Source organism: Mycobacterium sp. Aquia_216, assembly GCF_026723865.1.
Taxonomy (GTDB): Bacteria; Actinomycetota; Actinomycetes; order Mycobacteriales; family Mycobacteriaceae; genus Mycobacterium.
The window spans coordinates 24,606-45,594 of sequence record NZ_CP113530.1 but is presented as its reverse complement, the minus strand read 5'-3'; the positions used below and the strand labels follow the sequence as shown (position 1 = coordinate 45,594).

21 protein-coding genes are annotated in these 20,989 nt (G+C 64.2%); all 21 read left to right on the top strand.

Annotation, left to right across the window (positions count from 1 at the left end; all coding sequences use genetic code 11):
• The first annotated feature begins 241 nt into the window (after nt 1-241).
• The 21 genes from OK015_RS28680 to OK015_RS28580 all read left to right on the top strand — a co-directional run bounded on the left by OK015_RS28680 (nt 242) and on the right by OK015_RS28580 (nt 20,948).
• The gene (locus OK015_RS28680; protein ID WP_268133364.1) at nt 242-949 is read left to right on the top strand and encodes a DUF4226 domain-containing protein; all 708 of its coding nucleotides are present in this window, start codon (nt 242-244) and stop codon (nt 947-949) included.
• Nucleotides 950-985: 36 nt separating this feature from the next.
• Nucleotides 986-1,321, top strand: coding sequence for a hypothetical protein (locus OK015_RS28675; RefSeq protein WP_268133362.1), 336 nt, complete (start codon nt 986-988; stop codon nt 1,319-1,321).
• A 39-nt stretch (nt 1,322-1,360) separates the two neighbouring features.
• On the top strand, nt 1,361-2,104 hold the full coding sequence (locus OK015_RS28670; RefSeq protein WP_268133360.1) for an AAA family ATPase: 744 nt from the start codon (nt 1,361-1,363) through the stop codon (nt 2,102-2,104).
• Between the two features lie 264 nt (nt 2,105-2,368).
• Nucleotides 2,369-3,430, top strand: coding sequence for a C40 family peptidase (locus OK015_RS28665; RefSeq protein WP_268133358.1), 1,062 nt, complete (start codon nt 2,369-2,371; stop codon nt 3,428-3,430).
• 72 nt (nt 3,431-3,502) lie between these two features.
• Complete coding sequence (locus OK015_RS28660; RefSeq protein WP_268133357.1) at nt 3,503-3,823, top strand: hypothetical protein; 321 nt, start codon at nt 3,503-3,505, stop codon at nt 3,821-3,823.
• Nucleotides 3,820-5,823, top strand: coding sequence for a DUF4226 domain-containing protein (locus OK015_RS28655; RefSeq protein WP_268133356.1), 2,004 nt, complete (start codon nt 3,820-3,822; stop codon nt 5,821-5,823). Before OK015_RS28660 ends, OK015_RS28655 begins: the two co-directional genes overlap by 4 nt.
• A gap of 69 nt (nt 5,824-5,892) precedes the next feature.
• Nucleotides 5,893-6,195: a type VII secretion target gene (locus OK015_RS28650; RefSeq protein WP_268133355.1), complete on the top strand. Its 303-nt coding sequence runs from the start codon at nt 5,893-5,895 to the stop codon at nt 6,193-6,195.
• Nucleotides 6,196-6,201: 6 nt separating this feature from the next.
• Complete coding sequence (locus OK015_RS28645) at nt 6,202-6,498, top strand: hypothetical protein (RefSeq protein WP_268133354.1); 297 nt, start codon at nt 6,202-6,204, stop codon at nt 6,496-6,498.
• A gap of 9 nt (nt 6,499-6,507) precedes the next feature.
• Entirely contained in the window at nt 6,508-7,587 is a 1,080-nt protein-coding gene (locus OK015_RS28640) for a PPE domain-containing protein (RefSeq protein ID WP_268133353.1), read from the top strand.
• 110 nt (nt 7,588-7,697) lie between these two features.
• Nucleotides 7,698-8,201 carry a hypothetical protein gene (locus tag OK015_RS28635; RefSeq protein WP_268133352.1) on the top strand — a complete coding sequence of 168 codons (504 nt, stop codon included), beginning with the start codon at nt 7,698-7,700 and terminating at the stop codon, nt 8,199-8,201.
• Nucleotides 8,198-8,512, top strand: a complete 315-nt coding sequence (locus OK015_RS28630; protein WP_268133351.1) for a hypothetical protein — start codon at nt 8,198-8,200, stop codon at nt 8,510-8,512. Before OK015_RS28635 ends, OK015_RS28630 begins: the two co-directional genes overlap by 4 nt.
• Before the next feature lie 326 nt (nt 8,513-8,838).
• Nucleotides 8,839-9,393: a hypothetical protein gene (locus OK015_RS28625; protein WP_268133349.1), complete on the top strand. Its 555-nt coding sequence runs from the start codon at nt 8,839-8,841 to the stop codon at nt 9,391-9,393.
• 2,245 nt (nt 9,394-11,638) lie between these two features.
• Nucleotides 11,639-12,640 (top strand): hypothetical protein, encoded by a 1,002-nt coding sequence (locus OK015_RS28620; RefSeq protein ID WP_268133347.1) that lies wholly within the window; start codon nt 11,639-11,641, stop codon nt 12,638-12,640.
• Nucleotides 12,640-12,888 carry a hypothetical protein gene (locus tag OK015_RS28615; protein ID WP_268133345.1) on the top strand — a complete coding sequence of 83 codons (249 nt, stop codon included), beginning with the start codon at nt 12,640-12,642 and terminating at the stop codon, nt 12,886-12,888. The genes OK015_RS28620 and OK015_RS28615 overlap by 1 nt, the downstream gene beginning before the upstream one ends.
• Nucleotides 12,888-13,205 carry a hypothetical protein gene (locus OK015_RS28610; protein ID WP_268133344.1) on the top strand — a complete coding sequence of 106 codons (318 nt, stop codon included), beginning with the start codon at nt 12,888-12,890 and terminating at the stop codon, nt 13,203-13,205. The genes OK015_RS28615 and OK015_RS28610 overlap by 1 nt, the downstream gene beginning before the upstream one ends.
• 110 nt (nt 13,206-13,315) lie before the next feature.
• A complete protein-coding gene (gene eccCa / locus OK015_RS28605) occupies nt 13,316-17,566 on the top strand; it encodes a type VII secretion protein EccCa (protein ID WP_268133343.1) in 4,251 nt (1,416 codons plus the stop codon).
• 151 nt (nt 17,567-17,717) lie between these two features.
• A complete protein-coding gene (locus OK015_RS28600; RefSeq protein WP_268133342.1) occupies nt 17,718-18,023 on the top strand; it encodes a PE domain-containing protein in 306 nt (101 codons plus the stop codon).
• Nucleotides 18,024-18,046: 23 nt separating this feature from the next.
• The gene (locus tag OK015_RS28595; protein ID WP_268133340.1) at nt 18,047-19,243 is read left to right on the top strand and encodes a PPE family protein; all 1,197 of its coding nucleotides are present in this window, start codon (nt 18,047-18,049) and stop codon (nt 19,241-19,243) included.
• An 83-nt stretch (nt 19,244-19,326) separates the two neighbouring features.
• Entirely contained in the window at nt 19,327-19,650 is a 324-nt protein-coding gene (locus tag OK015_RS28590) for a type VII secretion target (RefSeq protein WP_268133338.1), read from the top strand.
• A gap of 48 nt (nt 19,651-19,698) precedes the next feature.
• On the top strand, nt 19,699-20,001 hold the full coding sequence (locus OK015_RS28585) for a WXG100 family type VII secretion target (RefSeq protein ID WP_268133337.1): 303 nt from the start codon (nt 19,699-19,701) through the stop codon (nt 19,999-20,001).
• A gap of 92 nt (nt 20,002-20,093) precedes the next feature.
• Nucleotides 20,094-20,948, top strand: coding sequence for an ESX secretion-associated protein EspG (locus tag OK015_RS28580; protein WP_268133336.1), 855 nt, complete (start codon nt 20,094-20,096; stop codon nt 20,946-20,948).
• Nucleotides 20,949-20,989: the final 41 nt, after the last annotated feature.

The window sequence follows — 20,989 nt, the reverse complement described above, 5'->3', positions numbered from 1 at the left end:
GCATTCACCCGAAAAATCAACACCATACGATCGCGCCCAGACTCGGATGCGCGTGGCGCGGTTGGCAACCAGTTGCACAAGCCTGACCAGCTGTGGGTATGTCATTACGCCCAGCGCCGATGCACAACGGGATCACGCACGGGTAGCCGCCGCTTCTGGCGCGCGGCTAGCAACTGCATACCGCAGAGTCGTCGAGCTGGGTTTTGCTGCCGCGGGCCGCGATCGGCGGGATAATTGCGGGATGTCGCTTGTGCAGACCTGCGTTGCTGTGCAGGCCGCGATTGCGCGGACCCGCTCGTTGTTCGGTTCGGCGAGCAGGATGGAGGGTTCGGACAACTCCACCCTCCTCGCCGAAGCGGCGCAGCTCGCGAGGGCCGGGCGTGACCGCACCGTCGAGATGGCTGGCGGCTCCGGAATGCCGTCCTACCGCGAGCTGGTGGATCGCTCAATTCCGCCCCTGGCCACCGCGTCGACGAGCGACGCGGACCTGAGCACTCAACTGGTGAGCGCCGCCGCGGTCACCAAAGCCGGCGCCGAGCGTCTCGACGTGATTGCCGACCAGACCCGCGCGATCACCCAGGCCGCGGCGGGCGCGCGGACCCCCGCCGAACAGCGCGTGATCGTGAGCGCACTACGCGGCCAGCTCGAGCAGGCTTCCCAGGTTGTCCAAACTACCCAGCAACACGGTAGCGCTGCGGCCACGCAGATCCGTGCGCTCAGATATCCCAAGGATGCGCCTCGGGCTGTTGGCGGGCGGGACGGCCCGTTGCCCAGCGACAGCCCTGGCGACATCTGGGACCCGTCCACGGCGTACAAATTATTCAATTCCATGAACGAATGTGAGGCCTGGATTACGTTCCGCAGGGTTCTGTATCCCTGGCAGCGATGGGAGTGCCATCTCGCCGGGCCCGGGGGAGTGGCCGGCTCATTCATCGTTGACCAAGCGTAAAAGCGACCTGATGTCGCAGGCGAAGAAAGGATAGGAATGTTCGACCAACCGGTCTGGAATTACCGAGCAATCATTGACGCAGCGGACCGCGCCGCGCAGGCCGACCTCCGCGACCAGCTCTTTCGGGCACCTTTCCGCATTCGGTCCTACAACGGCGGAACGGTGACCAGCTCCGTCTACCGGGCAGCCGACCAACTTGAGCTCTACAATCCCGAGCACGTCATCGACCTTTTCCAGGCCTTCCACGACGCAGGCGCTTATGAATGGGACGCGAACACACAGACCATGCGCGAAGTGGAAGACCCGGACCGTTACATACATCGAATCAAGCGGCCCGCGAACATACCTCGCACACCTGGGGCGCGCGAGTAAAAAGCGAGACAAGGTGACGCGAGGTTTGAGGGGAGCGCGGTGTCGACCTATTTGAAACGCATTCGATTAGCGCGCAGCGCAGTCGAAGATTTCGAGGTGTATCCATTCTACTTGCCGCTGGTCAGATCGCTGAGCACGGTGGAGTTTGATTCCCCAGTGACATTTTTCGTCGGCGCCAACGGCGCCGGCAAGTCCACGCTGCTCGAAGGGATCGCCGTGGCGCTGGGCTTCAACGCTGAGGGCGGAAGCCGTCACTTCAACTTCACCACACGTGCCTCCCACTCGAACCTGCACGCTTATCTCGACATTGCACGCGGCACGCGCAAACCCCGCACGGGATACTTTCTGCGCGCGGAAAGCTTTTTCAATGTCGCGACGGAAATCGATCATCTCGGCTCCGACATCATCGCCGGCGCCTACGGTGGCCGTTCGTTGCACGAACAATCCCACGGCGAATCCTTTTTGACACTGATGGTCGAAAGGTTTACCAGCAACGGTCTTTACCTGCTGGATGAACCCGAGGCGGCATTATCACCGACAAGCCAGCTGGCCGCCCTAGCGCGGATCCATGACCTCGTTCGCCACGATTCACAGTTTCTGATAGCGACGCATTCACCGATCCTGATGGCCTACCCTGGCGCGACCATCTACTCCTGCACAGACGCCGGCATTAGCCGAGTGGCGTATCAAGACACCGAACACTATCGGATCACGCGGGACTTCCTCGACGCACCTGAGCAATTCCTACGGGAATTACTTGACGTCGAGTTACCAAACTCCTAAACGATCTGACGTACGCGTCCAACGAGGCGAATGCGCCGTGAGCACGTGGCACGCGTTTGTCGTAGTGGGGCTGGCTGCCGGCGATGCAACGCAGCGTGACTCGTGACCAGCCCAGCATGGACCGTCTCCCGCCGCGTGGATAACGCGGTCACGCTTCGCGCCAAGCAATTGCGCGCCTCCAACCGTCGGCTGCCGCGTCGTGGTCTGACTGGGTGCCCGAAAAATGTGTCTGGGGTGGGGTGTGGGTGCGTTGATACTGGATGGGTGTCGATAGATGCGCTGGTGGCGCACGTGGGCCAGGTGCTCAACCGTGCGCATGCGTTGTTCGGCCAGCCGGGCACCGGTGGGGGCGTGGCGGCCGGGCACAGCGGCGCGGCCTTGGGTGGGGCCGCCGAGCTGGTTCGCCACAGCCATCACCGCATGTCCGGGCTGTCTGGTGTGCTGCCGGCGACCTACAGCACCTTCGCCACCGACGCCGCCCCGGGCTTGGTGAAGGCTTCTACCGCCGATAACCGGCTGGGCACGCAGATTCACGATGCGGTGCAAGTGGATTGGACGGGCCGGGCCAACTCCGGATCGGTCGTCAACGGCGCCGCGGCCGACACGTCTACCTTGGCCCCGGTGTCAGGCACCCCGGCCGGCCAACGCGCCCTGATCGCCACCCTACGCGCCCGCCTCGCCCAACAACAGCAGATCGTTAACGCCCACAAGGCGCAGGACGCGCAACTGGCGGCGACGATCCGGTCGATGCTGTACTCGCGGCGTCGTGGCGCTGGGGGCGGAATGCCTTTCGGCGGAATCCCGTTTGGAAGCAGTGGTTTCGGTGGCGGGGAAGGCGGGATGCTGTCTGGCCTCTCAGGACTTAGCGGCTTCGGCGGGGGTGGATCGCACAACCCGCATACCCGACTCGTTGATTCGTGGAGCAGGGCCAATGCTGTTCCCGGCGAGCCCGGTTCCGGCGCTGCACAGGCCGCGTTAAGCAAATTGGGCCGACCATATGTCTGGGGGGCGAAGGGCCCCAACTCATTTGACTGCTCAGGGCTGACGCAGTGGGCCTGGCGTCAATCCGGGGTGCAGCTCGGCAACGACACCTATACGCAAATCACACAGGGTGTGGCGGTGCCACCGGGACAGGTGCGCGCCGGGGACCTGATTTTCCCGCTCGACGCCTTCGGAGAGGGCGGTCGAGGCGGCCCCGGGCATGTGCAGCTGGCGATTTCAGATCATCAGGTCGTGCATGCGCCCACCAGTGGTGACGTGGTCCGAATCGCCCCGATGCCTGGCCGCTATATCGCTCGTCGACCAGTACGCGCGCTGGCGGCCTGAGAGCCCGAAATTGTGCAGGAGAGGGTCACCGGGCGGCGTTAGGCTCGAATCACCTTCACGAAAGGACCGGCGGTGAACCCACGTCTAGAGCAAGAGGCCCAACAGGTGTTGGGCGTTGTCTCTCACGCGCAGCACGTTTTTGGTGGCGGCGTACCCCCAACGGAGCCGCCGGCGTTCGCGCCGCGCCGCGATCTCGAAGATGACCTTGGTGGAGGCTACTTCAGCGCGCCAGGCACCGCTGGGGCGACAGCACCCACTCAGCGGCACAGTCAGTCCGTCGGCGGCGACGACGACCACGACGCCGGCGGCCACTTCGCCGACGCGCTCGCCGACCGCCGTGTTCTCGGCGGTGCCTGGACCCGGGCAGGCAGCGGATCTGGTACGTCGCGATGAGCGGAGCAAAACAGTTCGGCGACAACACTTCCTGGGGTGTATGGGATCACAAGGCCGGTAGTGAGGGATGGTCGGAGCCGGGTTGGGTGATGCCGTCGGACCACGGCCGTTACATCAGCAAGCATGACCCGTATTGGGGCCGGGTGCTAGATCACGCGCGACAAGCATACGGCGACCCCAGCATTCACTACAGCACTGACAACGTCGGCGATGAACGCCATCTGGTGTTTGGCGACGGCACGAGGTTGCCCGACAACGGCACTATCGTCTATCACGATTCGGGAAGCAAACAGAACTGGGCCCAAAATGACGACGGTACAGTGTCTTTGGTCGGCCCTGACGGCAAGCAGGGGCCGCCGATTCCGCCAGCGGCCTATCGCAAGCTTGGTGATCAGTATGCTCCGGTCAACGCCAATGGCCAGCAGATCGGACCTCAGCTGGGCGGTGTTCCCAACAGCGACAACGGTTTTTACAATGACCCAAAGAGCGGATTACTGACACCGAAGAACTCCAACGGCGATTACTACACGCTGGGACCAGACGGCACCAAAACGTTCTTCGACAAGAACGGTGCCCCCATCAGTGAGGAGCAATTTAACAACGCCAGCAAGCCGCGTGACCCAACCCCGCATCCCGGTGACAACGGGCTGGCTACCGATGAGCAGCAATCGGGCAAGGCCGCCGACGCAGTCAAGAAGCTGCAGCAAGAGCTCAAGAATCATTACACCAAGATCAGCGACGCCGAGGAGAAGCTCTCGGAGGTACTGCTCAACGCGCACGCCACGACCAGCGCTGGTCAGCAGAAGCTCAACGACATTCAGAAGAAGATCGTCGACGCCGTCAACAATCCGACAATGGCCATGGATACCCCCGCCGGCGAGCGGGCATTTCTGACGTTTCTGCGCAACCAGGTCGGCGCGACCAATGATTTGCTTGCCGACGGGAGCCTTAGCGCTGAAGATCAAAGCAAAGCCGCCCAGGCACTGGCCGCGTTGTATGCGGCCGACAACGGCGCCGGCAACACCGATGATTCACCGAAGGCCGCCGATCCAGGGGGCCAGTCTGCACCGCCCGCGTCGCCACCCGCGCCTGCCGAGCCCGACCCGGCCCCTGCCGCCGGCGATCCAGGGTCAGCGGGCGCACCGGATATGTCCGATCCCGGGTTGTCAGACATGCTCGGCGGCGGCCCATTAGGCAGCGACCCGTTATCGTCGCTGGCGTCGATGTTGCCCGCTCTGGGCAGCCTCGGCGGAGCTGGCGGCAGCCCGCTGGATTCATTGGGTGGATTGGCCGGCGCGGCAAGCCCGTTGGCGGGCTTGGCATCAGGTCTGGGTGATCAGGGTAATCATGAGCGCCCCTCAGACACTGCGGACAAGCCTGAAGACAGTCCCGACCATCCCAAGGACAGCAAGGACGCCAAGGCGGACTCCACGACACCGCCAGATGGTGCGCAGGGCGCACCTGGGCAGCAGGGGCCACAAGCCCAAAACGCGGGTAACTCCACACCGGGGGACCCCCCGAACCCCGCCACCCCGCCGGCGCCGCCCTCGCCGACGGTCAAACTGCCCGACGGATCGACGGCGACGGCGCGCAGCCCGCAGGCCGCGCAGGCCATCCGCGACTATCTGGCGGGCAAAACCGTCGATGCGGCCTACCGCCAAAACAACATCCAACTGCCACCGCCTGGCACACCGGTGACCAACCCAATGGATCCAAGCCGATTGACCTGCGGCGACTTGGCTATGTTCAAGGACCACTACGTGCCCGTCTTGAGCTCAGTCAAGGCCTATGTCAACGGTCAGGTCGTTCCCCTGGAATCGGTGTCCTCGAGCCCCGACTTTTTGGGCTGGATCGATCCCACCGCCGCGGCCACCAGTACAGGGCCCCATAGCGGGCCCCCGGCAGCACCCCAGCCGCAGCCTGCGATCCCCCCCGTCGCGTCGGCGCCACCGGCGAGCTCTGCACCCGCGCTGGCAGCCGCGGCTCCCGCGGGCGGATAGCAGCAAAGTTCATCCACACTGTGCCACCACCATGGACACTGAAATGAAATTGGGAAAGGAACACCAGCCATGACCGAGCCCATCCACATCGATCCCGATGTGCTACAGGTGGTTGCCGGCAACCACCAGGACGTCGTTCGCGTCGTCGAGGCCGCCCGCGAGCGGGGCGGGGATATCCAAGCTGCCGTAGAAACCTTCGGGCCGATCATGCACGAGGTCAAAGCAGCGGTCAGTGACGTGTTGATCGACCGCGACAACGCGCTAGCCGAGCATGCGAGCCGGCACCGTCACGCCAGCGATGAGCTCCAGCGTGCGGCCCACATTTACACTGACGTCGACGAGCAGAACTCCCAGCAGATCCGACAGCTCTAACGACCTATGACAACCGACGCCGCCGACCGCGAATACACCGCCAGCACCCCCGATGAAACCGTGTGGGTGCGGGTGGGCGGGTCAGGTCAGGTGTTAGGCGTCCAGCTAGAGCCGCCCGTGATGGATTTGCGCGGCCACGAGATCGCCGAGCGGATTCAGGCCTGCGCCGATGTCGCCTACCTGGAGGGGCAAGTCGCGCTGCGCGCTGACTTTGAACAGCGCGGCACTCCCGCCGACGCAATCGCCTGGATGGCCACTCACCAGGACCTCGAGCAGGCCCGTGCCCGGCTCAGGAATCTGTAGGGATATGGCATGAAGGTCGACGCACCCGGGCTCGTCGCGGCCGCGCAGCGGCTGCTCGGCGCGCTCGAAGCACTGGGCGGAAGTGGGGTGCCGCACGCGCCGCTGGCCGCTGACCCAGCCTCGCTCGGGGCCGCAACCAGGCTGACGACCGCTGGCTCCGAACTCACGACGGCTCTTATCGCCCATATCACGGCGTTGATCGGCACCGTTGAGCATCTGACGGGCACAGCCATCACGTTCGTCGAGACCGACGCCAGCAATGCTGGGGCTATCGCGAGCCTGAACCCGGGTGGCGCCGGCGCGGCGGGTGTTGCCGGTTCGGCCCCTCCGGCCCCGCCGGTGCCTCCCGATGTGCGCGTACCGATCGGCCCCCCGGCCCCGATGCCGCCGGAGGCCATTTCCGCGGCTGTGCACTCGGGCAGCTCCAGCGGAGGGGAACCGTTTATCAACGCGTGGTCGAGGGTCGCGGCCGCCACACACGACGCGTCACAGATGATCCGGGATTCTGTGCAGCAGCTTCCGGACGTTTTGGACGGGCCGGTGTCCACGCCGGCGGTAAGTCGACATCTGCTGAAGTTCGCTCAGGGTCTTGAGACCTACGGCAAGCGCGCACAAACTCTGGTCAAGCAAGCAAATGATCACGCGGACAATCAATTTCAAGTCCGTCAAGCGGTGCCGACGCCGCAGCAATTCGTCAGCGCCCAGCAGCGGGTGCACACGATCGCGGTGGCCAACGCGGCCTCAGGTGGTAAACACGCCGCGCAGCTGGCCCAAGCGGTCGCCGACAAGAACAAGCTTGACGGGCAGGCTGTGAACAATTACCCGCCCTATCACGTGCGCACGGTCGCCAATACCAGCGGTGAGGATCCTGGCACCCCGCCGACTGACCAGCCCACGGCCGACCCCGCAGACCAGGAGCCGACGACCCCGAAAACCCCGGGCGATCCGACGACCAGTGGTCCCGGGGACGGAGAAGGCCTTGGCCCTGCAGATCCGTCGGCGGATCCACTGCCGGAGGAAAGCGGGGGCGCGGCAGGGTTGATACCGCAGCTGTTGCCCGCGTTGCTCGGCGGTGCGCGGGCGGGCTGATCGGCGGCGCGCTGGGCGCGGTCACCAAGGGCCCCCAGGCCGTGCTTCAGGCAGGCGAGCAGGCCATCCAGGCAGCCACTCAGGGCTTGTCAGGCCTGGGTCAACCGAAAATGGACTCGCCGGAAATGGGCAACGAGTCGTCCCCCGCTGGTGGTGGGGACCCGGCCGGCGGTGGGGGCGGCGATCCCGCTCCGACCACTCCGGCCAGCGGTGCGGGGGAGCTTAGCGTAGCGCCGTCGACCGGCGCCCCACCGACCCCGGCGGTCACGCCGGTCGGAGCAGCCGACGGTCCCGCCGCCGGCGGTCCCGCGGCTGGGGGCGGTGGTCCGATGGGCATGCCGATGGGGGGCATGGGCGGGCTCGGCGGGGCACCGGGCGGGTCGGGCGCTGGTGGAGGCAAGGGCGATCGCGATCGCGAACGCAAAGTCATCGTGCGCGATATTCCTCATACCGAGGACGTCACTGGGCGCGTCGATACGAACCGGTTGTCGGCGGCCTCGGCCGCAACGCAGCGCGAGCGCAATCCTGAACCGCCCGACAACGACGATTCGCCCGATGCGGGCACTCCCGTCGTGCGCCGCTTGGTGACCCGCCCGCCCAAGGAGCCGTCGTGACGATCAGCGCCGACGACGAATTCAAGAATCTCGGTGACGCCGAGAAAGTGAAATTTAGCCAGACGGAGACCGCGGCCACGCTGTCGCGACTCGATAATCTCCTCAACGAGCTCGACAACTTACGCGCCGGCGTCGACGACCCCGAAGGACTCGTGTCCCTGACATTGGGATTCGATGGGCGCCTGCTCGAGGTCCGGATCGCCGACGCGATCGGCAACGTCATGACGAATCTGCAGCTGGAGAAGAAACTCAACAACCTTTTCTCCGCAGGAAACCTAGGTGTCGACGAGATGCGCGGCGAAATCCTCTGATCACACTCCGCACTTACTCGGCCGCCAAGGCCGGCGCGATCATCGCCTCGCGAGCAGCGTGCCGATCGTCACGAGATGCGTTGCTGTGCAAGAAAAGGTGAAAGGGCCCGGCCTTGGGTGGGAGGTCGCCGAGCCCTTTCAGCCACACCGTGGTGGGGCATCTCTAACCCTACCGTCCCTCAAACCACCTACCGTGCACAATCTTTCGAGGGATGCGCACGAATCACCCTCAGTCGCTATCAAACTGGCTCGGATCGGCGAGACGAGTCGACGACAACGCCAAATTTAACGCTCGTCGGGCCGCCTTGAGCACTTAAGCTGAAGCAGTGAATTCGCCACCCGCGCCTGCGCCTGCGCGGCAAAACAAAGCAGTCGTCATCGCGATAGGGACAGCGATAGCGGCACTCGCCATCGCCGTTGCCGCCCTCATCGTCGGCATCAGCAACCTACGGCGGCCGGCAACTTCCTCTATCCCCGTGGCAGCACCATCCCCACCGCTGCCGAAGCCCATCGACAGCACCGCCGCAAACCAGTCATTGTGCGTGGCGATCGCGCCGCTTATGGCGGAGAGTGACCGCATTTCGAAAGCGCTCTCTAGCCTGGCTCCATCAAGCTCCCCAGCCTGGAATGCAGGTACGCCAAGATTCGTCAGCGATGAGAAGAATCTACTGGGCCGCCTTCAACCAATCATTGATAGTCACCCGGACGTCTCCTCTTACTTTCAACGGACACTGCAGAGATATGTCGACGACCGGAAGAACTTAGTGGCAGACCTAGAAGCCGGACCCTGGCAACCCTATGACCAAAATATTTGGGACGACAGCTTGGGCGCGTACAACGGTCCGCTAGAAACGTGCTGGAGCCTCGGCATTAAGTGGTAGCGAACCCAAGAGTAGGCCGGCCGGACGCACGCTCCGATCATCTCCAATCTCATCATTCGCTACCCGGTGGCGGTCATCGCTGCTGCTATTGTCAAGAGTTTTCCGTGGCCAGCCTCGCTGCCAACCTTTAAGCTGGATTGATGACGACGACGCATCATGGGCAGCAGCCTGGGACGCAGGCCGGGCCGCGGCAGGACCCGTTTCTGCCTGCCGCTCCTCCTACGCCCCCATCAGCTACGCCAGCAGGGAACTGGCCGTACCCGCCACCACCCCCGCGCCGCAGCACGACCAAGGTTTCGACAATTGCCATTGCTGCGTCGATCGTGATGGCGACTGCGGCGCTCGTTGTAGGTGTCGTCGCGCTTGTCCAGCAAGCCCCCTCTGCCGTACCCGTCGCTGGAACGACTCCGCCGCCGTCACCGCACGCTGCGTCGGATACAACTGCCGCGAATCGGTCCCTCTGCTCCGCCATCGCGCCCTTAATGACCGAAAGTAACCGAACGGCGCAGGCTTACTCGAGTCTTGGACCGGCAAATTCCCCCGAATGGAATGCAGGCATTCCGAAATTCCTGAATGACACTAAGGATTGGGTCGGACGTATCCAGCCGGTGATCGATAATCACCCGGATGCTGATCCCTATTTTCGACGGTCAATTCAGCGATTTGTTGACGATCGTCGGTATCTCGTTGCCGACCTTGAGGCTGGACCCTGGCAACCGTACGACCAGACAAACTGGAATGACAGCCTTTCCGCACTAGGGGGTCCGTTGAGCATCTGCTGGGACCTGGGGGTGAAGTGGTAGGTCTCAGTGCGCCGGCGGGTATGCCGCACCGGCGATACTCGGCGATGATCCTCGGAGGATCGTGGCCGAACACTGACCCTCAGAGCTGCCAGACTTGTTCTGAGGCGCAGCATGGCGAGGGGGTCAAGAATCTCGACCTGGCCGACGTCGTGCGCGGGGCCTCCAATCGGGTTGCTACAGAGCTATCGGGCCACGTGGCGGACGGGTTTGTTCAAGCCGCTGGACGTATCGCATCGATGTATTCGTCGCATGCCGACCGATGGTTCAGCATGGCGCGCGTTTCCGAAGAAGTGGGTCGGCTCGCTTACGGTCTCCGCGAGGATCTCGACCAAATCGACCTAAAGGCGCACCAAGAGATCGCGCGTCTGGAGGAGCAGTCCCGCCTCGGCACATCAGGGCTGTTGGCTTTGGCGAAAATCGCCCAGGTCATAGCCAAGGCCCGGGCGGATGCTATGGCCAAATCCGCGGCCGCGACTGCCGCCGTGGTGAAGCTTGAACCTCAACTCGCCGCGGGCGGCAATCAGGGGCCCAAACAAGCAGGCGGGCAACAGGGGGACGGCGGCGACCCTGTCGATCCAAAACTGCGCGAAATGCAGCAGAACGGAAGTGGCCCGGGAGGCGGGCGCGGCATCGGAAATATGCCGGCAGGGTGGGAGAGGAAGCCCGAAGCGCCGCCGCCACCCCCACCTGGGCGACCCCAACCAGGTGGTGGCGGCCAACAAGGACCCGGTAGTCCTCCTCCTAACGGTGAACCGGGCGGCCAGGGACAAAATGTGACCGGAGCGGGAAATAACCCGCTCAATGGGAAACCGTCGCATCCGCAAGCTGGTCAAGGACAGGGATTAAGTACGGACGGCTTCCCGTCACCACCTCTACCGTTTAGTGGAGGGGGAGGGGGAGGTCTTCCGTCCCCGTCCGGCGGTGGAGGTCTGGGTGGCGGAATACCCGGCGGTGGTTTTAAGTTTCCGGAAACTCCGGGTCTGGGTGGCGGGTTGCCGGGCGGGGGTGGTTTGCCGCAGGGTTTGACGCCTACTAGTTTCTCTCCGGGTGCTGGGGGGATGACCCCGCCTACTGCGGCTCCGACGGATTTCTCGCGTGGGTTCGGCGCGGGGTTGGGTGCCGGTCCTGCACCGTTAGCTCCGCCGGTGACGCAGCCGTCGTCGGTGCCGACGAGCGCGGCTCCGGCGGGCGCGTATTCGCCGGGTCCGGCTCCGGTCGCTGCGTCGGGGGGTGCCCCAGCCGTGTCTTCGCCTGTGCCAGCTTCGCCTGCTCCGGGGGGCTCAGGGGGTGTACCCGCGGGCCCGGTGGGGCCGTTGCCACCGTTCGGGTCCGACGTTCCTCGTACAGCAGTGGCCGCTTCGGCCGGAGCAGCGGTTAGCCCTGCGTCAGGTGGACCGCTGGCATCGTCAGTTCCGGGCGGCGGTTCTTCGGGGTCAGCGCCGGTGGCGCCGCTTCCTCCGGGCGTGGTGGGTTCCGGTGTGGGGGCCAGCGCTGGGGCTGCGGCTGAGGGGGTGCGCTCATCGCGCCCGGATCCTTTGCTGGAGTCGGCATCGCAGCTGGTTTATCAGTTGCTGCATGCTTCCCAGAAGAGCAAGTATCTGTTTATGGACTGGTGTGTGGGAGTGTTCCGCACGCAGTCTGGTGTCGAGACCGTTGTGGTCAATAGCGATGGTGCGGGCTACATTCCGGCCGGGGTCTTTGTCCCACGGTCGGCGCGGATGCTGTTCGCGGATTCAACCTTGAGTCCGGCTTTTCGGTCGCAGTGGTTTAGCTGGGCTAACCCCGCCGAAACCATGCTGGCCTACGCCGAGCTTGCCACCAAGAACAGCCCCGATGTGGAGTTGTGGGCGCTGGCAGTGTCCACCAGCTATGGCGGCTCCTCGGTGCCAGCGCGCGCCGCGAGCGTCCCGCATTTCGAAGATTGCCCGGCAGAGCTGTCGCCGATTAGTGAGACAGCCCCAGTAATGCCGCTTGACGAAAGCCACATGCACCGGTTGGAAACGGTGGATCGTGCCTTGTATGCGCGGCTGCTGGGCTTCGGCGATGGCCCGTTACCCGATCCGTCCGAAGCGTGGCGCATGACGCAGGAGGCGGCCGAGGCCACTCTCGGCCGTGCCGGCGCGGTGCGTGATCTCGCGGTGCCCCCGGTGATTCGGGAAATCTTGGGGACCCTGCGCAGTGGGGTACCGGTGAAGCAAGAGTGTTGGACCGCGTTGGAGGGTGCTTACATCGAGGCGGTCGGTATGGGCACCAGCCTGCGCCCAGGGTTGATCAACCGTGATGGCGCTTCACCGCATGTCCTGGCGTACTTCGATTTGTCGCGGTTGGTCGAGATTTTGCTGCTGTGGGGACTCGGTGAGACTGGCGGTCGGGACATCAAGTATCCCGAGATTGCCTATCTGACCCGTCAAATTCTGGACCATGGGCAAAGTGACGGTCGCTGATGGAAGGCCCGGTTTTGAGCGCACTGATCGACATCGCCGCGTTAACAGGGAGGGCAGCGGTGAGTGTTCCTGAAATACCGCCGTTGAAGGCGGGTCCGCTGTTGGATGATGTATGTGCCGGGTTGTCGCAACGAATGGAAGATCAGCGCCGCGAGATGGTCATCGAGTTGGCGTCCACTGCCGCGGAACTTGAAGCGATGATCTTCGAGGGGAAAATCGGCTTTGCCGACGAGATAGGGGAGAGCTGATGCCAGCTCAGGTAATTAAGGTAACTCCGCCCACGCTGCTAGAGGCCGCCGCCACGATCGCGGAGACGTCGGCACGAACTGCGCCGCAAGCGGGGGCGGTACCGACGCCGGTGACAGGATCACCCTTCGACGGTGCGTGGGCGGGCCTAGCCGCCACCATGGGTACGGAAGCTACGGCGATGACGACCGAGGCTGCCGGCGAGGGTCCTGCACTTCAGCAGATTTCGCAGGCAGCCGTTAGCACGATGCAGGCCGAGGATGATCGCAACGCGACGCAGCTTCAAGCGGTCGGACAGTCCGCCGTCGTGACGGTCTGAAAACCGCTGCGCGTACCCGATCTGGGTAGCACGGCATCGACCGCGTGCACGATGTCTGGGGTAGCGAATTTAGCGCGGATTTCGCGTCAGACGCGGGTTAGGGTGGTGAGGTGACCACTCATAGGTTTGAGCGACCAGGCGATCCTGTCCGACCCCCGAAAACTGGCGGCGGCAAGATCAAGTTGGAGCCGCCGATTGTTGCTCCGGTCCCGCCGCCGCGAAGTATTTGGGGCATTGTCTTGCCGGTGGTGTTGCTAGTTGGGATCGTCGGCTTAATTGTGGTGATGTATGCCTCGGGTGCTCGCCAATTGGCTGGTGGTTTCGGGCTTTTCGGTGGCATGGCCGCTTTCAGTGCCATCGGCATGGTGGTACGCAATCGTGGCGCGTCCCGGAAGATGTCGTGGGGCGAGCTGACGGCTCGCCGCCGCAAATGGTTCTCTCAGCAAGACGATACCCGCGACATTGTCGACGTTCAGCGGAGGCAGCAGTGGGAGCATCGCTGCCATTTCCATTGGGCACCAGACGATTTGATTTCGGTGGCGGGCTCGGTACGGATGTGGGATCGAGAGCCCGGATCGGACATGTTCTCGGTGGTGCGCGTCGGTGTCGGCAAGGTGAAGCTGGCAATGACGCTGGAAAAGCCTGAGATCGCTCAGGCTGCCGACCTCGAGCCGGCGACCGGGCATGCGTTGCGCAAGTTTTTGAACGCGCAGGAGTACGTCGATGGTGTGCCGAAAGCGGTGTGGTTGCAGCGCTTTCCAGGCATCGGAATCGTGGGGAACCTCGAACAGGGGCGTGCTTTGGTGCGCGCGATGCTATGCCAGTTGGCGGCTTTTCACAGCCCTGCTGATCTGGAGATCATCGTCGTGAGTTCGGCACCGTCGCAATGGGACTGGGCGAAGTGGCTTCCGCACATGCAGCACGCCAGCGTGCGCGATGGTTGTGGAGAACGCCGAATGTTGTTTGGCTCGCCGGCGGAGTTGGAGGTGTTCTTCGATGAGGACCCCAACAATTCCCGCGAGTCATGGCAGGCGCCGGCTAGCGGCATGTCGGCCGGCGGTCGGGCGCAAGCACTTCGGGTGATCGTCGACGACTATTGCGCAACGCCGGAGGACTGGGCGGGACTGACCGGGGCGCTGGGGTATGCAGGCACCTGCTTTGTCCGATTGGCAGAGCGGGTCCCACCGCGCCCGAGCGGGACGATCGGCGCCGGCGCCAAGCAGTGGGTGGGGTTCTCGCCGGAGACGACATACCGCATCGACGGGGGCGTGCTACGTAAGCAGGTGGCGCTCAGCGAGCAACAACAGCATGCGGCAGCGATGTATGCGTCCTCGGACACGAAGTCCGACGAGCTCGAGGAGGCGTTCTACGCGAGCGCCGATCAAATGAGTGTTGATGAGGCAGAACGGTTTGCCCGGGCCTTGGCGCGGTACCGGGCCAAAGGGTCGATGAGTGTGAACCTCGTCAGCGAGGTCGAACAGCGTGATGTCTTGGATGTGTTGGGGATTCGCGATCCGCGTCACCTGGATACCGACCGGCTGTGGGCGGCCACCCGTGCGCAGGGACCGGGCTGGATGCGGTTTCCAATCGGTCTCTACGTCGATACCGGGGAGACGGTGTGGCTGGATCTGCGCGAGGGTGCGCAAGGCGGCATGGGGATGCACGGACTGTTTATCGGCACCACCGGGGCGGGTAAGTCCGAGGGTTTGATCACTGAGATCGCCGCGGCGTGTTTGACGCACTCACCCGAGGTGCTCAATATCGTGTTCACCGACTTCAAGCTGCGATCGGCGGCCGGGGCGATTAGCCGGTTTCCGCACGTAGTGGCCGCGGTGAGCAACCTCTACGAAGAACGACACCTGTTGGGTCGGCTCTATGACACGCTCGACGGTGAGCTGGATCGGCGCGGTGAGATGTTGGCCGCACTCGATGATTGTCCAGATGTGACCACCTACAACCGGCGTCGTCTGGTCGACCCGACCTTGCCACCGATCCCGGTGTTGTGGGTGATTACCGATGAGTACAACGAGGTGTTCGCCGACCCGATCTACGGGCCGAAGTTCCGCAAGTTGTATTTGCGGATTGCCCGAGTGGGCCGCTCGTTGCAGGTGTTCTTGAAGTTGGTCGGCCAGACCAAAGACACCCAGAATCTGCGCGACATCACCAAGTTGCTCGGCTATAACGTGGCCGCCCGTACCGGCACGGAGGAAGAATCCAAAGCCGGGATCGGAGATGCGCGGGCCGCTCACATCGCGCCGCGGGGGGAGGAAGGCACTGCCTATCTGCGGGTGGCGTTGCGCGAGGCGCGCAAGTTTCGCTATTTCTTCACCTCGGCCGACTTCGTTCCGCCTGACGACAGTGCGGGAAACGCGCCGGCGCCGCAACGGGCCGCCACGGAGTTCATTCCTCGGGTGTTCATAGTCGACGAAAGCGAGGATGTCGACGGCCGTCTGGCACCGGCGCCTGAGCTCGTTGATGTGGCGAGCGCTGCGCCGGCGCCGCAGCCAACGCCGGGGCACGAACCCGTCAAGATGGTGACGGCGATCGCGGAGTCGCTGCAGGCGGGCCCCGAGCGGCCGCCGCGGCCGATCTGGCTGCCGGTGTTGGGAGATCCCACGCCGGTTGATGAGTTGGTGGGGCGCTGGCGAGGTCGCCCGTGGCATGTGGACTACGGCAACAACCCGGGGCTCTTTATGCCGGTTGCGCTGGCTGACTACCCGCGCGGGGCGCGTCAGGAGCCGTATTGCATGGACCTGCTTCGCGACAATGCGCTCGTGGTGAGCGCACCGACTCGCGGGGCGACCACTGCGTTGATGACGATGGTGACGTCTACGTCGCTGCTGTATCGGCCGGAGCGGGTGCAGTTCTACTGCATCGCGGCAAGCGGCCCGCAACTGGCGCGAATTTCTGATCTTCCGCATGTGGCGGCCGTCGTGGCGGGGACCGACGGTGAGGGGGTTAACCGGGTCATCGCGACTGTGGAAGCGATCGTCAACGAACGCGATAAGGCCTTCACCACGCAGCGCCTCGACATGGACCAGGTGCGCGTTGCCAAATTCGGCGCCGACCAGTACTCCGAGGCCACACCGGTGACCGACGTGCAAGCGGCAAGATCGGTCGACGGTGGCGATGTCGTGTTGATCATCGATGGGTGGAAGAACTTCACCGAAACCTACGCGAATCTGGCGCCGCGCGTCGCAGCGCTGATGCGTGCACGCAACTACGGCGTGCGGGTGGTTTATACACACACCAGCACGCTGTCGGGGATTTCCACGAGCGTGAAGACCGAGACGGGTGTGACGCTTGAGCTGAAGTTGGTCCAAGAGCACGACACCACCGTCAAACGTGACCGGGCCGACCCGGAACGCAACCCCGCGCGCGAGGTTCCCGACAAGCCGGGCCGCGGTCTGACCCCCGATGGGCACCACATGATGGTGGGCTGGCCGGCATTGGCGCATCCACCAAGCGAGACCGGGGAACCGGAGATGCCGGCACGGCGTGTTGAGGGAGATGAGCTCAGCGCGGTGGTGCGGCGCGTGGCCGGCGTCACGAAAGCCGCGGCCGTGGCGCGGTTGCCCGAGAAGGTTCTTCTTGCCGATGTGTTCGCCGGGATCACCGAGCCGCTGCCGGCCCGGGTGGTGCCGTTCGGTCTTGCCGAATCGAACCTGCCGGGCGCACCGCTTGTGCCGGCGACGATCGATTTCTTCGAGCACCCTCACGCGGTGGCGACGGGACTGGCCGAGTGCGGTCTCAGCACGTGGCTGCGAGCGATCATGCTGGGCATCATGGGCTCGTATCGCCCCGAGGACGCGACGATTATTTTGTTGGAGCACCGCCGCGCCAATATCGGCGTGGTTCCGCCGGCACAGTGGTTGTCGTCTTACGCGCAAAATCCAACGCATATCGCCGAAATCGTCAAGGAGCTAGCCGCGTTGTTGGAAACGCGCAGACCACCGCCGGGTACTCCGCCTGAGGATTTGGCGACGAAACGGTTCTGGGAAGGCCGCGAATTGTTTGTGGTCATTGATGGGATCACGGCATGGCCGGGTGCCAGCAGTCCATTGATGCCGCTCGCGCAATATGTCGCGGAGGCTGAGGATTTGGGGCTGCACATCGTGGCTACTGCTGACATCGCGCAATTCAGCTATCACTCGCAATCTGGGCAGGGCGTATTGGGCAAGATGATGAACATGGGACCACCTGTGCTGGTGATGAACGGGCTGCGCGCGCATGGGGTGATTGTTCCTGGGGTCTACGCCGAGCCGCAGCGCGAAGGTAAGGGTCGGCTGGCCCGGCGCACGGGGGTCGACAATGTGCTGGTGGGATGGTCTGATCCGCCGTTTGTAGGTAAGCGACGCTGAGTGGGGATGATGCGGGTCAGAAATGGGTATCCGCATATCAGCGATCGCAGGCGGGTGTCACCTGTGGGCGGTACGATTTAAAGTCTGACGTTGTCCGCGGCGGCCGTAAGCTGGATACCACGGGCGAGTTGCTTTTGGGGAGGCGGAAATTATGACGAGTCCACTGTTGATCGCAGCTCCGGTGCTTGCGGGCGCTTCAGCCGCAGAAGAGAGCGGGGCCGCAACAATGGGCGGCACGATGGCCGGTGCGGCTGGCCCGGTGACGGCGGTGCTGCCGCCGGGGGCTGAGGACGCCTCAGCCGCCGCGGCCGCCGGTTTCGCCGCGCACGGCGCCGCCACTGACGCGATGCTCACGCAGTTGACCCTTGTGCGTTCACTGTTCGCACAGACCATCGCTAGCAGCGGCGTGGCCTACACCGCCATGGACGCGGTGAATGAGGCGACGCTCGTCATCTAGCCCGACCCGGGAGGCAGGGCGGGATGACCGCGTTCGCTGATGCCGGTGCTGTGACGCCGGAGATCAATCACACCCTCATGATCGCCGGGGATCTCGCGGCAAGCCTTGTGGAGGCGGTGGCTGGCTACGAATCGGTGGCCGACATGCTTATCGCTGAGCTGACCGCGATGGGGTTGACCACCTCGACCACAGCCATGGTGGGGTGGCAGGGCCCGGGCGGGGAAGCGATGCAAATGTCGGCCGCGGAATTCATGGAGGTCCTGACCGCGGCGTCGGCCTGGATCCGTGTCGGTCAGATTCAAGCCGCCGAGGTTGCTGCCGCCCACACCGCCGCGGTCGAGCAGATGATTCCCTCCCCGGTCTGTGTGACCAACCGTGTCACTCAAGCGGGTTTGGTCGGCACGAACGCCTTCGGCCAGAACACGCCCGCAATTAATGTCCTCGATGCACAGTATGTTGACTTTTGGGTGACCAACGCGACCAGCCGCACCCAGTACGGGGCTGTGGTGACTACGGCTCTCGGAGCAATTTCTGCGCCGCCTCCGTTCTCGCCGATGGCCTCCGATCCGCTGGGTCCTGCGCTGGGGGTTGCCCAGGACGTCGGCCAAACCGGAGGGCAGAGCGCGTTTCAGGCCGGCGCGAAGACGATGAGCACCGCTGCGGACGGGCAGTCACAACCGACGTCCATCATGTCGTCGATGGCCGGCCAGGCTGGTGGCCTGTTTGGCCAGCTGGGCTCGACGTTCGGCCAGTTCACATCGGCGGGTCAGCAGCTGCCATCGATGCTGGGGCAAGCACCGCAGCTGTTCTCGGGGATGTTGGGCCCGCTGTCTTCGATGAATGGTCTTAACGGGGCAGCGGCCGGGGGGTTGGGTCCCGAAGCGGCCGCCGCGGGCGCCTCGATGGGCGGAATGGGCGCCGCCGGTGGTGGCGGGGGTGGGCTGCTGAGCGGCTCCACTGCGCTGTCGAGCAGTTTTGTTCGTCCGGCCAGCAGTTTTAGTACCCCGACCACGCCTACCCTTCCGGGCGGTTGGCAGAGTTCCTCAGAGACTGCAGGCGAATCATCGCCGCGTCCGGCCGGCGTGGGCGGCGGCGGACTGTACGGCGCCCCGGGCGCCATGGGCCGCGAGGGTGCCAGCGGCGAACAACAACGCCCGGGCCGTGTCCTGCAGGTAACTGAGCGGTCAGGCTCAAGTAGGGGGGAGCGACAACGCGTCTAAAAAAGCGTCTGAGACCCCCTCAATGGGCTCCTAGACTCAGAAATACCACCGACGGTACAACCTTTATTGCAAGGAGAACTTAGATGTCACAACCCATTCACGTTGATCAGGGTTCAGTGGTCGGCCTGGCCGGACAGATGGACGAGCTGTCCCACCGGGCCCAGGACGTATTGTCCCGCTACTCGGATCTGGTGCAGCATGGCAATTCTGCGCAATACCTGCGCGGTAGCGCCGGGTCGACGAACCTGGTGACTGCCGAGGAAATCCACGAGGCGCAGAACAAGATCCAGACCCGATTCCAGTCGGTCAACGAACTGCTGCGCAGCGGGGCGTCGCAGTACCACAACACCGACTCCGAGGCCCAAGGGCACATCGCGTCGGTGGCCGGGCACCTGCGTTTCACCTGATCCGCACCAGGACAACACTTTTCGCTACTACGAGCAAAGGAATTCATGATGAGTGAAGGACCCATGATCTACCACCCCGCCGGTCTGGCCGATATGACGGCCGGCATGCACAGCTTCGCCCAGGAGCTGGATTCGATTGGCCAGGAAGCACACAACTTGCTGGCGGCCTCGCGGGACTTCTTCTCAGGTCCGCACGGTGCTGAGGCCTACGCGCAGGCGCAGCAGTTGATCAACGAGGGCATCCAGGACGGCAAGGATGTCATCTTCCGCCACGGGGACACCATCGACGGTGCTTCCCAGGCATTCCAGGCCGCCGACAGCACCGTGGGATCGAGCTTCCAGTCGATCTAAGGTCGGATTCATCCGTCGGAACCGCATAGAGGGGGGCCAGCTGCGGCAGGCCCCCCTCTTGCGCGTCAGATCGCGATCGGGGGATGTAAGCGGTGTTGAACACCTCGGTGGAATGTGTGTGGGCGCTGCAGGCGTTGCTGGGCGTCGAAAGGATGCCACTTGGTTTGCATCTCAAGCCCTATATCCCGTCGGCGCACTCGGATCTGATCGTCGAGACCGACGCGGGCAAGGTGCCGCTGGCCAGCACTGCCCAGTACCACAGCTTGGTGCAGGCCGGCGTTATCGATGAGCACGGCCGGGTCGACCCTGTGGTGCGGGATTGGATGACGGTGCTGGGCCGCGCCGAGCGAGAGGTAATGCTCACGATCCGCCGGCCCGATCAGCCCGCGACGCACGATTCCGGCCCTACGGTGCATGAGCGAGTAATGGTGGTCTGCCGTTACGGTCGTTATTTGGCCATGGGCGCGCGAGACGGCGACGAGATGGTGATCGGCGGGGTAGGCGAAAGCGATGAGCCCACTCGCCAGGTCGATTTGATGTGCCACATGATGTTGCCCGCGTTCGGTGAGTGCGCACCGGCCGACATTGAGGGCATTAACGTGCCCAAGAACATGATGCAAGTGGCGATCGAGGCGGCCGGACAGTCGCCGGAGGGAATGGCAGCAGCGCTGCGCCGGCTGGGGCTGGGGCCCTGGGAGGTCGAGGTGGTGCAGGCGGCCGCCCGGCTGGATCAGTCGGCGATGGCGGTGGTGTCCGTCATCGACCATTGCCCCGACGTACGCGCACACCCGCGGGTGTTGACCGTCGCCGACACCGAGTACGGGCGCATCAGTTTCACCACCACCATCGGAGCCGATGGCAAGGAATGGATGAGCATCTGGCCGACCACCGTGACCGGCCTACGTGACGATCTGGCCAACTTGCTGTCGGCTCCGCAGCTGGTCTGAGACAGCGGCGGCCGCATGTCTTGGGTCAGCCAATTAGCGCG